The organism is Mesorhizobium oxytropidicola, assembly GCF_056174625.1.
Map to the genome: position 1 here is coordinate 884,482 of NZ_CM149692.1, position 13,079 is coordinate 897,560.

The window sequence follows — 13,079 nt, forward strand, 5'->3', positions numbered from 1 at the left end:
GTTCATATCGCAACCGGCCCGCCTTGCACGGGCCAGGGGAGGATTCATGTACAAGCTCTATACGCGTCCCGGCAGCGGCGGCTTCGTCGTCGAGGCAGCGCTAGCCTTGGCCAACGCGCCATTCGAGCAGATCGACGTGCCGAAGACCGACCGGCCCGATCCGGCCTTCCTCGACATCAGCCCGCTGAACCAGGTGCCGGTGCTGACCCTGCCGGACGGCAGCTCGATGACCGAATCGGCGGCGATCTGCATCCTGCTTGCCGAACGCCATCCGCAGGCAGGCCTGGCACCGGCGGTCGACGCGCCGGCGCGCGCCGAGTTCCTGCGCTGGATGGCTTTCATGTCGTCGGTGCTCTATCCGGCGGTGCTGCGGCTCTACTACGCCTATCGCTACACGGCCGACGCCGACGGCACGAAAGCCGTCAAGCAGGCGGCCATCGCCGAGATGGACCGTGGCTTCACCGTTCTCGATGCCGCTCTCAAAGGCCGTGACTGGCTGGTGGGCGAAGCTATGTCGCTGGCCGACATCTATCTCGTCATGCTCATTGCCTGGCATCCCGACATCGAAAACGCGCGGACCGCCTGGCCGAACATTGAACGCATCTGGGCGCGGCTGCGCGCGCATCCCCTGATGAAGACGCTCAACACCTCGCATGAGATGTGGCCCGGCTGAGGGTCAATTTCGCAGCGCCGCCCTTTTTCCCTGCAGGAACCGGCGCACCGCCGGGTCGCGCTCGAGGCCGATTGCCCTGTCATAGGCCTCGCTTGCCTGCGGCACCTGACCAAGCTTGGCCAGGAGACCGGCGCGCGCCGCCCAATAGGGCTGATATTCGTCGAGCCGCTTGTCGTCGCCCAGCACGTAAAGCGCCGCCAGCCCCGCCATGGCGCCCTCGGTCTCGGCAAGCGCCACCGCGCGGTTGATCGCCACCACCGGCGATCCCACGATCGAACACAGCGCGTCGTAGAGCGCGCGGATCGCCGGCCAGTCGGTGCGGCCGGTCAGCCGTCGCGCCGCGTGAGCGGACTGGACGGCCGCCTCGAGCTGGTAGCGGCCGACGACGCCGTTCGCCGCGGCATGAGACAGAAGCGCCTCGGCCTCGTCGATGAGCGTGCGGTCCCACAGGTCGCAATCCTGCTCGGCCAGCGGCACGAAGTCGCCTTCGGCACTGCGCCGTGCGGCGCGGCGCGCTTCGGCAAACAACATCAGCGCAAGCAGGCCAAGCGCTTCCGGCTCTTGCGGCATCAGCGTCGCCACCAGGCGGCCAAGCCAGATGCCTTCGGTGGCGAGATTGCGGCGCCGCGTCTCGGTGCCGGCCGGATCGGACCAGCCTTCGGCGAAAGCCGCGTAGATCGCCTCCAGCACGGCATCCAGCCGTTCGCCGAGTTCGGCCCGCTCCGGCACGCGGAACGGAATGCCGGTTTCGCGGATGCGGGCCTTGGCGCGCACCAGGCGCTGGCCCATCGTTGCCGGCGAGACCAGGAAGGCGGAGGCGATCGTCGCGGCATCGAAGCCGAGCACGGTTTGCAGGATCAGCGGTGCGCGCACACCCGGCTCGATCGCCGGATGCGCGCAGGCAAACATCAGCCGCAGCCGTTCGTCGGGCAGGTCGTCCTCGGTCATACGCGCCTCCATCTCTTCGGCGATCAGCTGGAGATGATCGCGGGCCGCCTCCCGCGTCAGCCGCCGCCGCACCGCATCGACGCGGCGGCGCCGCGCCACGGCCAGCAGCCAGGCTTCCGGCTTTTCTGGCACGCCTGACTTCGGCCAGCGCTCGAGCGCGGCTGCAAAGGCGTCGGCCAGCGCGTCCTCGGCGGCGGCCACGTCGCGCGTGCGCGCCGCGAGCCAGGCGACCAGCTTGCCATAGCTCTGCCGGGCGGCGGCCTCGGCGGCCGCCCGGGCGATCTCCGGTCGACCGTCCATCACACGGTCATGTCTTGGGCAGGTAGTCGGCCATTTCCCAGATCGGCCGCAACTCGACCGTGCCGGTGCTGGCCGCCGGGCAGCGCGCCGCCCATTCGATGGCGGTATCGATGTCGGCCGCCTCGATCATGTAGAAGCCGGCAAGCTGCTCCTTGGTGTCGGCATAGGGGCCGTCGATGACGTTGGTCTTGCCGTCGGCGATCCGCACCGAGGTGGTCGCCTGAGTCGGGCGCAGCCTTTCGCCGGCCAGCCACGCGCCGGACTTCTTCAGCGCTTCGGTGTAGGCGCTATAGGCCGCGCTCATCTGCTGGGTCTTCTCGATCGGCATGGCCGCCAGTGCGGATTCGTCGTTGTTGATCATAAGCATGTATCGCATGGGTCTTCTCCCGTGATTTCGAAGGCCGCGTCCTTGCGGGGCCAGACGTATGTCGCGCGGCGGCGACCGATTTCGACAGGCCGCAGAAAAATCTTCGGCCCTGATCGGGCACAGCGCAAGCCTTCGCACCTTCGTCATACCAGGGCGGAGCAGCCGCGGAGGCTGCGTTCCTTCACCGCATGCACATCGACCGTCGGCAAAAGCGCCTGAACGGTTCCGACTCGATCGAACCCATCAAATGCGGGGACACATCTAGCCAATCATCCGCTCCCGCAGTTCGGCCGACGGGATGTCGCAACTGTCCTTTCTGCCGAACAGCGCATAACGGTTTTTGGCGATGCGATTGTAAAGCCAGTCACGCAGCGGGCGCGGCAGCAGCAACAGCGCTTTCGCCGTGCGCCACGGCCAGCCGAGTTCCGACATCACGGCGACAAAGCTGTCGAGCTTGGTGAAGGCAAGGCCGTCGACGAGGACGAGATTGGTTTCGTAGGAGTCCGTGCGCAGTCCATGCTTGTGGAACAGCGCTTCGCCGAAGGGCGATTGCGCGGTGGCGAAGTGGAAGCGCTCTTGGCGGTCGAGCCTTACCATCATGCGCACGAAGCCCGAGCACAGCACGCAGACGCCGTCGAAGACGATCAGCGGCTGGCGTGCATCGAAAGACGGTTCAGCGGGAGGACCGGGCTTGGCCAGAATTGATTGGGACAGACTTGACTGGGAAAGGTCGGTCACGCGGGCCTCGGCTGCTCGTGTCCTATGACACTAAGCCAGCCGATGGCGGGATCAAAGACGTGGCGATGTCGCACGCCGCCTGTCGGCCAGCGCCGGGCGCTCGGAACGATAGGTGGTGGCGCGGGTATCGGCACCCGGCCTGCAGATGCGGCTGTTGTGGCGGCTCTCGAAGGTCATGGTCAGTGCGCGCCCAGCGAGGTGCCGCGGCGGGCGCAAGCCGGGCCGGGGCCGCGCATGTAATAGCGCTCGGGCCGATAGGTCGGCGCGATGAATTCGCGGATGGCTGCGGCATAGCCGATGAGGTGCGTGAGGAAGTTCATTTACCCTGTCCCTGTCCCGATTTTCGGATGTCCCTTCCGATTGACGGACATCATAGCGTCGAGGCGTGAATAGTCGGTGAACACGATGTTAATATCTGGTCGAAAACCCGTTGCTTCGTGGCCGGAATGCGGCTGATTCGGGGTGTTTCCGTGCCTTTTGTCGCCATTCCGCCCAGTGTGACTTTTGCATCACATATGTTTCGTTTGAATGTCGCCTGCGCGCGGTTCTGTTTCAATTTCTCAGGCGCCCGTGAAATTTTCGTTCGGGCAGCGACAATGGCTCGGCTGTGCCGTGCTGCGCCTGATGTCACGCACCTGCGGAACTGGAGCGGGCCCTGGCCGTTCTCACCTTCATCTGATTGCTGAAGGGAAATTGCCATGGCACCGCGCCCCGCCTGGAAGGGTTATTTGAAGCTGTCGCTGGTCACCTGCGCGGTCGAGCTGACCAATGTCGTCACCCATACCGAAAAGGTCTCGTTCCGCGTTCTCAACCGCAAGACCGGCAACACGGTGAAACGCATCTATGTCGATGCCGAGACCGGCAAGCCGCTCGGCGATGGCGACGAGATCAAGGGCTATGAGCTCGACGGCGGCGATTTCGTCCAGATCGAGGAAGACGAGATCGAGGCGGTGCAGATCGAGTCCTCGCACACGATGGCGCTTGACGGCTTCGTCGACAAAGCCTCGATCCAGCAGATCTACCTCGACACGCCCTACTATGTCGCGCCGGCCGACAAGGTGTCGGAAGAGGCGTTCGCCGTTATCCGCGATGCCATGGCGGGCAAGAAGATGGCCGGGCTGGCGCGCATCGTGCTCTACAGCCGAGAACGGCCCGTGGTGATCGAGCCGCTCGGCAAGGGCATGGTGCTGACGACGCTGCGCTACGACAATACGGTGCGCCAGCCGGACAGCGTCTTCGGCGAGATCAAGGCGGTGAAGACCGACCAAGAAATGACCGATCTGGCCGAACTCATCATCGACAAGAAAAAGGCCACGTTCGACCCGTCGAAATTCGACGACAAATATGAGGACGCTCTGCTGGAACTGATCCGCGCCAAGAAGGCGGGGCACGAGGCGCCGAAGGCCAAGGCCGCGCCTAAACCTTCTAATGTCGTCAACCTGTTCGATGCGCTGAAGAAGAGCCTGTCGTCGGATTCGGGCTCGCCGAAATCATCCGCGAAAGCCAAGCCGGCGGCCAAACGCGCCAAGGCGAAAGCCGCCGCGCCGAAGCGCAAATCGGCTTGAGGACACCAAGCCATGGCAAGCCTTGAGCCGTATCACGCCAAGCGCGATTTCAAGAAGACATCGGAGCCGGCCGGCAAGGTTGCTCGCGGCACGAAAGCCGGCGGCATCTTCGTCATCCAGAAACATGCCGCGACGAGACTGCACTACGATTTTCGCCTCGAGCATGACGGCGTGCTGTGGAGCTGGGCGGTGACGCGCGGCCCGAGCCTCGATCCGCATGAGAAGCGGCTGGCGGTGCATGTCGAGGACCATCCAATCGACTATGCCTCCTTCGAGGGCACGATTCCCAAGGGCGAATATGGCGGCGGCTCGGTCATCGTCTGGGACGAGGGCACATGGCTGCCCGAGATCGACCCGGCCAAGGCGATGAAGAAAGGCCATATCAGTTTCGAGCTCAAGGGCCACAAGCTGCATGGGCTGTGGCATCTGGTGCGGCTGAAGCCGCGGGCGGGCGAAAAACGCGACAACTGGCTGTTGATCAAGTCGGACGATGCCGCGGCGCGCCCGGGCGAGGACATTTTGAAGGAGGCGCCGGAATCGGTGAAGTCGGGCCTGACGATCGAAGAGGTCGGCGAGGGCAAAGCTGCCAAGGGCGAGAAGCCGAAAGTCTGGCATTCCAACAAGCCGGCCGCCGGCAAGGCGAAGGCCGCAACTCGGAAACTCGACTTCGTCGAACCGCAACTTGCCACGCTGGAGCGGGACGCACCGTCGGGCAAGGACTGGCTGCACGAAGTCAAATTCGACGGCTATCGTATGCAGGCGCAGATCGCCGGCACCGATGTGCGATTGCTGACCCGCACCGGCCTCGACTGGACGGACAAGTTTGGGAGCGAGATCACTGCTGAACTCGCCGGGCTGAAATGCAGCGACGCGATCATCGACGGCGAGATCGTCGTGCTCGCCGACAGCGGCGTCTCTTCCTTCGCGCTGCTGCAGCAGGATTTGTCGGCGAAGCGGACAAACCGCTTCCTCTACTATGTGTTCGATCTGATGCGGCTTGACGGCAAGGATTTGCGCGCCGAGCCACTGGTCGAGCGCAAACAGGCCCTGCAGGAGCTGCTTGGCAAGCAGTCCGAGAATTCGGCAGTGCGTTTCTCCGACCACTTTTCCGAGCCCGGCAAGATCATGCTGGAGCATGCCTGCCGGATGGGGCTGGAAGGCGTCGTCTCCAAACGCGCCGATGCGCCCTACCGCAGCGGGCGCGGTCCGACCTGGGTGAAGTCGAAATGCACGGCGCGGCAGGAATTCGTCATCGGCGGCTATTTGCCGTCGGACAAAACCGGGCGCGGGCTGCGCTCGCTGCTGGCCGGTTATTACGAGGACGGCAAACTGCATTATGCCGGCCGTGTCGGCACCGGTTTCTCCGCCAAGGGCGCCACCGAGCTGAAGACAAAACTGGACGCGCTGAAGGCGACGGCTTCGCCTTTCGACAAGGCCGTGCCGAAGGGCAAGGGCCTGGTCTGGGTCAAGCCGGAACTGGTCGGCGAAGTGGAGTTCCGCAGCTGGACATCGGACCGTATAATACGCCATGCCTCATTCCAGGGGCTGCGCGAGGACAAGCCGGCGGAGGATGTGGTGCAGGAAAAGCCAAAGGCATCGACAGCAAGGAGCGCGACCAAGGCCGAACCGGCATCAAGCAGCGCCGGTAAATCCGCCGGGGCGATGACCACGGTCAAACTCTCCCATCCCGACAAGCTGCTGTGGCCCGAGGAAAAGATCACCAAGCAGGGCCTGCTGGACCATTACGCGCAGGTTTGGCCGCGCATGGAGCAGTTCGTCGTCAACCGGCCGCTCAGCCTGGTGCGGGCGCCGGACGGCGTCGGCGGCCCGCGCTTCTTCCAGAAACACGCCTCGGCCGGCATGAGCGACAAGATCGCCCGCATGAAAGACCCGACGGACGGCGAGGAGATCCTGTTCGTCCGAGATTTCGACGGGGTCGCGGCACTCGTCCAGTATGGCGTGGTCGAGATCCACATCTGGGGCTGCACGATCGACAAGCTTGAACAGCCCGACCAGATCATCTTCGATCTCGATCCCGATGAAGGCGTCGAGGTGAAAGCGGTGCGCGAGGCGGCGCTCGATATCAGGGGCAAGCTGGACGAGCTTTCACTGCCGAATTTCGTCAAGACCTCGGGCGGCAAGGGCTATCATGTGCTGGTGCCGCTGAAGCCATCGGCGGATTGGAAGGCGGTAAAAACCTTCGCGCATGATTTCGCCAAGGCGCTCGAACAAGGTGCCCCAGACCGCTACACGGCGACGCTGTCTAAGAAGGCGCGCACCGGAAAAATCTTCGTCGACTATCTGCGCAATGGACGGGGCTCGACGACGGTCGCGACCTATTCGTCACGGGCCAAGAAGGGCGCCACCGTGTCGATGCCGGTGACCTGGGCCGAGATCGAGGCCGGGCTGGCGCCGAATGCGTTCCCGATCGGCGACAAGACGACGCTGGCGAAGCTGGCGGAAGTCGATCCGTGGAAGGGGTTTTTCGAGCAGGGGAAGGTGTTGAAACGGGGCTGAGCCTACTGGAGCCCCGGCCCTCAGCTCAAAAACACCCTCTCGAACGCCTGTCTCCCCGGCGGCGAAAACACCACCGCGCGGCTGTCCTTTTCGCGGCGAGCCCATTTCTCGGCGAGTATCTTGTCGAGGATGGCGGCGCCCAGCGTGCCGGCGAGGTGCGAGCGGCGCACGCTCCAGTCGAGGCAGGCGCGGCAGACCGGGCGGCGCGGTTTGGCGTCGACATCGATGCCAATGGCGGAAAAATGCGATGCCGCCGACGGGCCGAGCCTGATCTCCTGGTCGTCGCGGACCAGTATGTTTTTATCGACAAGGCGATCGAGCATCGCCACCGCCTGCTCGCCGGCGAGGTGATCATAGCAGACGCGGGCGACGCGCATGGCTCCATCGCGCGGGCCTGGCCGCACGCGTTTGGGGCCAACGGCTTCCGCAACACCGGTAATGGCCTCGATCATGCCGGCCACTTGCGGCCCGGCGAGGCCGTAGTAGCGATGGCGGCCCTGACTGGCCAAGGTCAGCAACCCGCCCTCCATCAATTTCGACAGATGTGACGAGGCGGTGGGCAGCGACACGCCAGCTTCCAGCGCCAGTTCGCTCGCGGTCAGTGCCGTGCCGCCCATCAGGGCGTTCAGCATGTTGGCGCGGGCCGGATCGCCTACCAGGCTGGCGATGCGGGCGATATCAGGTCCTTCACGCATAGTTCGTTCCTCATCGAAGCATTCTTGTCAGATAAGCACTATTCTCCGATCAGATCAAGGAGACGACGATGACCACACGAACCGCCCTCACCCCCGTACCGTTCCCTCGCCGCCAATCATTTCCATTCATCAATTGGGTCCGCTCGCGATTGCTGGCCCGCTGGTATGACCGCCATCTGCAGCGCCGCGATCTTTTGGAGATCGACGACCATCTGCTGCGCGACCTCGGCCTGACCAGGGAAGACGTGCGCCGCGAATGCGCGAAGTCCTTTTGGCGGGCATGACTCGCAAGGGAATTGCCTAGCAGATCGGGCGGCACGACGTTTCGACGCGGCTCGAACCATCGGCGTGAAAACACAACCCAAAGGAGACGACCATGACCATCACCTGCTTCATCCGCTATGAGATCGACCCGTTCGGCAAGGCCGCCTTCGAGGAGTATGCCCGCAACTGGGGCCAGGCCATTCCGCGCTGCGGCGCCGATCTGATCGGCTACTATGCCCCGCACGAAGGGTCGGCGACGACGGCCTACGCCGCCTACAACATCGAGAACCTGGCGGCCTATGAGGCCTATCGCGCCCGGCTTGCCGCCGATCCCGCCGGCAAGGCAAACTATGAATTCGCCAAGCGTGAACGATTCATCCTCAAGGAGGACCGCATGTTCCTGAAACACGTCTCCGGGCAGCACGCCAAGCTGGTGCTGCCGTGATCGCCGTCATCTTCGAGGTCCAACCGGCGGAGGGCAAACGCGATGCCTATCTCGGCATCGCCGCCAATCTCCGTCCCTTGCTCGACGGCATTGACGGCTTCATCTCGATCGAACGGTTTCAGAGCCTGGCCGACCCAAACCGCATTCTGTCGCTGTCGTTCTGGCGCGACGAGGACGCGGTGAAGGCCTGGCGCAACACGGAAGAGCACCGGCAGGCGCAGCAGGCCGGGCGCGGCGGTATCTTTGCCGGCTATCGACTGCGCATCGCGCATGTGGTGAGGGATTATGGGCTGACGGAGAGGGATGAGGCGCCGGCGGATAGCCGGGCGGTGAATGGGTGAGTTTCTTCCTTCTCCCACAAGGCTACGCTATCCACGCATCTTCTGTGACTGGCGTGACTGATCGGCCCGAGGCGTGATTGCCACGTGGTTCCCCCAATCCGTCGCTGCTTCGCAGCGCCACCTTTCCCCCCTCCGGAGGGAAAGGAAGGGAGCATTGCTGGACGAGCGTTGACGGCAAAAAGCTTGGCGCCTTTCCTCTACCCCGTCGATCGGGGGGTCCGAAGGACGGGCGAGACCCGTGGCTCGCCCCGGCAGGTGGCTCGGCGAAGCCGAGACGGAGTGGGGGTCGACCAGCGCAACATAAGACAATGCATGCGCCAAGCTGCCATGCACGCTATCGCCAAAGACCAGTTGCTTGGAAATGTGTGCATAGCGTAGCCCCACGAGGGGGAAGGAAGAAGCTACGCATTCCCGATCAGCACGCCGGCCGCGAACACCAGCGCGCCGCCCAGAACCACCTGGAAGGCGGCGCGCAGGAAGGGGGTCTGCATGTAGCGGTTCTGGACGAAGGCGATGGCCCACAGTTCGAAGAACACCACGACCGCGGCGACGGCGGTCGCCGTCCAGAAGCTCGGGATGAGATAGGGCAGTGCGTGGCCGAGACCGCCGAGCGTCGTCATGATGCCGACGGTCAGGCCGCGCTTGACCGGTGAACCGCGGCCCGACAATTTGCCGTCGTCGGACGCGACCTCGGTGAAGCCCATCGAAATGCCGGCGCCGATCGAGGCGGCAAGGCCGACCAGCAGCGTCTGCCAGGTGTCATGCGTGGCAAAGGCGGCGGCGAAGATCGGCGCCAGCGTCGACACCGAACCGTCCATCAGTCCGGCCAGGCCCGGCTGCACATAGGTGAGGATGAACTGGCGCTGTTCGGCGCTGGCCTCTTCATCCTTCACGTCGCCCGGCACATGCTTCTGCTCCAGCCGCTGCGCCGAGTTCTCGTGCCCCTGCTCGGCCGCCGCCAGCTCGTCGAGCAGTTTCCGGGTCGAGGCATCAGTGGTGCGCTTGGCCGCTTCGACATAGAAACGGTAGGCCTGCTGCTCCATCGCCTCGGCCTGGCGGCGCACATGCTCGATGCCGAGCGGCCTCACCAGCCAGTCAGGCTTGCGCTCATAGTAACCTCTCACATGTTCGCGCCGGATCAGCGGGATGCGCTCGCCGAACCGCTTGCGGAAGAGCTCGATCAGGGAGTCGCGGTGGCCGTCCTCTTCCTCGGCCATCTCCTCGAACACTTTTGCCGATTGCGGAAAACTTTCCGCCAGCCCGTCGGCATAGGCCCGGTAGATGCGCCCGTCATCTTCCTCGGATGAAATGGCAAGTGCCAGGATCTCCTGTTCGGAGAGCGATTCGAAGGGGCGGCGGCCGAAGCCGAAAACGCGGGAAAGCATGAGGAAATGACCCTAGTTTAGAATAATTCTAAACTAGGGTTTGGCATGCCCAAGGTCAACCGCGTGCTTGGCCAGGTTCAAGAATTGTTGAAGCGCTCGAGCGGCCTCGCTCCTTCCTTATTGGCGAAGCTTCACCTATATAGCTGAACCTAAGACAAGAATGAGGATCAAGCGCATGACGAAGCCGCACGCACAGCATTTCGACCCGAAACCCGTTCTCGATCTCATCGTCAGCATCGAGGCCGATCTGCAGCGCCTCAAGGGCCTGGTCGAGCAGCAGGTCGAAAAATTCGACCCCGCCAATCCGCACAACAAGGCGCCGGACGGCAAGTTGACCGAAGAGGGCGTCGAGTGCTGCTACCGCATGTTCGACGAAGGCAAGTCGCGCTATTCGGTGTCGCAGCAGATGAAGATCTCGTTTGCCGCCGCGACACATCGCTTCAACAATTGGCGCAAGCTGGGTGGGAGCAAGAGGGAGCGAACGTTGTTGGGGTGAAACTAGAGATGTCGGCGGGACAGCGCCCCCCTCTGTCCTGCCGGACATCTCCCCCACAAGGGGAGATTGGCAGCTTCGCCGGCAGTGCCCCTTCCAACATTGTAACGGTCACATTTTTTCATTGGTGTGCCATGTGCCTTTGCGGGCATCATGCGAGGACGCAACTTTCTTTTGCTGGACCTCGCATGACCGCTACCACCCCTCCCGGCATCGCCGACATCCATGCCGCCGCAGCCCGCCTCTCCGGCTTGATCGTCGAAACCCCGTTGATCGAATCGCAGGAACTGAACAGGCGCTTCGGCGGGCGTATCCTGTTCAAGCCGGAGACGCTGCAGCGCACCGGCTCGTTCAAGTTCCGCGGCGCCTACAACAAGCTGTCGTCGCTGAGCGAAGAGGAGCGCAACCGTGGTGTCGTCGCCTTCTCCTCCGGCAATCATGCGCAAGGGGTCGCCGCCTCCGCCGCCATGTTCGGCGTCAAGGCGGTCATCGCCATGCCGGCGGACGCGCCGGCGATGAAGATCGGCAATGTCCGCAAGATGGGCGCCGAGGTGGTGCCCTTCGACCGTTTTCGCGATGACCGCATGAGTGTGGTTCGCCCCTATATCGACAGGGGCATGGTGCTGGTGCCGCCCTTCGACGATCCGGCCATCATTGCCGGGCAAGGCACGATCGGCCTTGAACTCATGCGACAGGCCAAGGCGCTCGGCGTCAGCCTCGACGCGGTCGTCATCCCCTGCGGCGGCGGCGGCCTGTCGAGCGGGATTTCGGTCGCAGTCAAGGATGCCTCGCCCGGCACCGCGGTGTGGGCGGTCGAGCCCGAGCATTTCGACGACACGCGACGCTCGCTCGCCGCCGGCGCCCGGGTTTCGAACGAGCCGGGTCACAGCTCGATCTGCGACGCGATCCTGACCGCCGAGCCGGGCGCCATCACCTTCGAAATCAACCGCAAGAACCTCGCCGGCGCCATTGCCGTCTCCGACAAAGCGACGGCGCAGGCGATGCGCGATGCCATGGCCTATCTCAAGCTGGTGGTCGAACCCGGTGGCTGTGTCGCGCTGGCGGCGCTGTCTTCGGGCGAGATCGAGCTGTCGGGCAAAAGTGTTGCCGTGGTGCTGTCCGGCGGCAATGTCGATTTCGGCACCTATGCCGGGATCATGGCGGCGGCATAAAGTCGCGATTGGCCGCGATGCAACGGCGTCGGGCCGCTACCTGCGTGCGCAGATTGGCGCGGAATCTTCCTGTGTACGTCATCCCAGTAGCTGCTTTGCCTTCCGCCATGCCGCGGGCGGCATTCCGAATTCGCGCTTAAAGGCGCGGGTGAAAGCCTCCTCCGCCTGGTAGCCGATTTCATAGCCCACCTGCGCGATCGACCGATGGCCGCTGCGCAGCTGCTCCTTGGCGAGTTGCATGCGCCAGGCGGTGAGATAGCGCATAGGCGGCATCCCGACGAGGCCGGCAAAACGATCGGAGAAAGTCGAGCGGGAGAGCGCAACCTCGCGCGCCAGCTGCTCCGCGGTCCAGTGAAGGTTCACCCCTGCGTGCATCAGGGCGAGCGCGCGCCCCACGGCCGGGTCGCGCATGCCGGCGAGCCATCCCTTTTGCTCTGGCACAAGCGACGCCGCGTAGCTGCGCACGGCTTCGACGAAAATCAACTCCGAAAGGCGAGACATCACCGCCGGTGAGCCGACCCGGCCCTCCTGCAGGCCCTTGAGGGCGAAGTTTAGAGAGGCCTCGATCCAGTCGCTTGAGCCCGCCGTGACCATGTCGACCTTCAACATCCGTGGCAGCGTGGCAATCAGCGGATTGCGTTGCTCGTCGCTGCCGAGAAAGCCGCAGATGAGCCGCGTGGGCTCGCCACCTCCCCCGTGAACGATTCGCGCAAGGCCGCCGCGCTCTCCGGGTTGAATGAGATGCTCGGTGCCGACCGGGCGCATATCCAGGGCGCTGCCGAGCAGGTGTGGGTCGTTGCGGGACAACACCACCGTTTCACCGGCGCGGACCTCGAACGGGCTCTCGCCTTCGACAGTGGCCAGCATGCGGCCGCTGACGACATAATGATAGGCGATGATCTGGACGGCGTCGGTCAGGAAAGGGCGGCACTGGTCCGAAGTGAACCTGGCTGACACGCACCAAGGTGCGGTGAAATGGGTATCGAGAAAAACGCCGCCCGTCATTTTGACGGCACGCAGCACTTCCCCAAGCGCGTCCAAGATCAATTCCCTTCCGTCAGTCGGTCAAGTGTTCCGGCGGCCCGGTCATTCAAGCCCCGAACGCGGCACTATAGCTAATAGGCCATTGGACGTCGCCGGCGACTTCAGGGAAAGCACCGTCTCACGGCCAATTCG

General features: G+C 64.1%; 16 protein-coding genes. 8 read left to right on the plus strand and 8 right to left on the minus strand.

The features are described 5' to 3' along the window. The first annotated feature begins 46 nt into the window (after positions 1–46). On the plus strand, positions 47–673 hold the full coding sequence (locus AC0V8S_RS04280) for a glutathione S-transferase family protein (protein ID WP_475436927.1): 627 nt from the start codon (positions 47–49) through the stop codon (positions 671–673). A gap of 3 nt (positions 674–676) precedes the next feature. Here AC0V8S_RS04280 and AC0V8S_RS04285 read toward each other — a convergent pair whose 3' ends face one another. The 5 genes from AC0V8S_RS04285 to AC0V8S_RS04305 form a co-directional block, all read right to left on the minus strand. Then, positions 677–1,921, minus strand: coding sequence for an RNA polymerase sigma factor (locus AC0V8S_RS04285; protein ID WP_475436928.1), 1,245 nt, complete (start codon positions 1,919–1,921; stop codon positions 677–679). Between the two features lie 7 nt (positions 1,922–1,928). Then, positions 1,929–2,297 (minus strand): YciI family protein, encoded by a 369-nt coding sequence (locus tag AC0V8S_RS04290; RefSeq protein ID WP_183464513.1) that lies wholly within the window; start codon positions 2,295–2,297, stop codon positions 1,929–1,931. Positions 2,298–2,549: 252 nt separating this feature from the next. After that, positions 2,550–2,990 carry a thiol-disulfide oxidoreductase DCC family protein gene (locus AC0V8S_RS04295; protein WP_475438572.1) on the minus strand — a complete coding sequence of 147 codons (441 nt, stop codon included), beginning with the start codon at positions 2,988–2,990 and terminating at the stop codon, positions 2,550–2,552. A gap of 87 nt (positions 2,991–3,077) precedes the next feature. Continuing rightward, positions 3,078–3,203: a hypothetical protein gene (locus AC0V8S_RS04300; protein WP_475436929.1), complete on the minus strand. Its 126-nt coding sequence runs from the start codon at positions 3,201–3,203 to the stop codon at positions 3,078–3,080. A 2-nt stretch (positions 3,204–3,205) separates the two neighbouring features. Further along, a complete protein-coding gene (locus tag AC0V8S_RS04305; RefSeq protein ID WP_080680878.1) occupies positions 3,206–3,346 on the minus strand; it encodes a hypothetical protein in 141 nt (46 codons plus the stop codon). A gap of 378 nt (positions 3,347–3,724) precedes the next feature. Between AC0V8S_RS04305 and ku the strand changes: the two genes are divergently transcribed. Further along, positions 3,725–4,591 (plus strand): non-homologous end joining protein Ku, encoded by an 867-nt coding sequence (gene ku, locus AC0V8S_RS04310; RefSeq protein WP_475436930.1) that lies wholly within the window; start codon positions 3,725–3,727, stop codon positions 4,589–4,591. Between the two features lie 12 nt (positions 4,592–4,603). Then, entirely contained in the window at positions 4,604–7,108 is a 2,505-nt protein-coding gene (gene ligD, locus AC0V8S_RS04315) for a DNA ligase D (protein WP_475436931.1), read from the plus strand. A gap of 20 nt (positions 7,109–7,128) precedes the next feature. On the opposite strand, the gene AC0V8S_RS04320 is transcribed toward ligD, so the two are convergent. Then, a complete protein-coding gene (locus tag AC0V8S_RS04320; RefSeq protein WP_475436932.1) occupies positions 7,129–7,803 on the minus strand; it encodes an ArsR/SmtB family transcription factor in 675 nt (224 codons plus the stop codon). Positions 7,804–7,871: 68 nt separating this feature from the next. Here AC0V8S_RS04320 and AC0V8S_RS04325 point away from each other — a divergent pair, with 68 nt between their 5' ends. From AC0V8S_RS04325 to AC0V8S_RS04335, 3 genes are all read left to right on the plus strand, one after another. After that, entirely contained in the window at positions 7,872–8,087 is a 216-nt protein-coding gene (locus AC0V8S_RS04325) for a DUF1127 domain-containing protein (protein WP_475436933.1), read from the plus strand. Positions 8,088–8,179: 92 nt separating this feature from the next. Beyond that, on the plus strand, positions 8,180–8,512 hold the full coding sequence (locus AC0V8S_RS04330) for an NIPSNAP family protein (protein WP_475436934.1): 333 nt from the start codon (positions 8,180–8,182) through the stop codon (positions 8,510–8,512). Beyond that, on the plus strand, positions 8,509–8,853 hold the full coding sequence (locus tag AC0V8S_RS04335; protein ID WP_064985388.1) for an antibiotic biosynthesis monooxygenase family protein: 345 nt from the start codon (positions 8,509–8,511) through the stop codon (positions 8,851–8,853). Before AC0V8S_RS04330 ends, AC0V8S_RS04335 begins: the two co-directional genes overlap by 4 nt. Positions 8,854–9,254: 401 nt before the next feature. On the opposite strand, the gene mbfA is transcribed toward AC0V8S_RS04335, so the two are convergent. Next, positions 9,255–10,238 (minus strand): iron exporter MbfA, encoded by a 984-nt coding sequence (gene mbfA / locus AC0V8S_RS04340; protein ID WP_475436935.1) that lies wholly within the window; start codon positions 10,236–10,238, stop codon positions 9,255–9,257. A gap of 175 nt (positions 10,239–10,413) precedes the next feature. Between mbfA and AC0V8S_RS04345 the strand changes: the two genes are divergently transcribed. After that, entirely contained in the window at positions 10,414–10,734 is a 321-nt protein-coding gene (locus AC0V8S_RS04345) for a hypothetical protein (protein WP_183464508.1), read from the plus strand. 185 nt (positions 10,735–10,919) lie between these two features. After that, positions 10,920–11,903, plus strand: coding sequence for a threonine/serine dehydratase (locus AC0V8S_RS04350; protein ID WP_475436936.1), 984 nt, complete (start codon positions 10,920–10,922; stop codon positions 11,901–11,903). 78 nt (positions 11,904–11,981) lie between these two features. Here AC0V8S_RS04350 and AC0V8S_RS04355 read toward each other — a convergent pair whose 3' ends face one another. Next, positions 11,982–12,944, minus strand: a complete 963-nt coding sequence (locus AC0V8S_RS04355; RefSeq protein WP_475436937.1) for an AraC family transcriptional regulator — start codon at positions 12,942–12,944, stop codon at positions 11,982–11,984. Positions 12,945–13,079 lie beyond the last annotated feature (135 nt).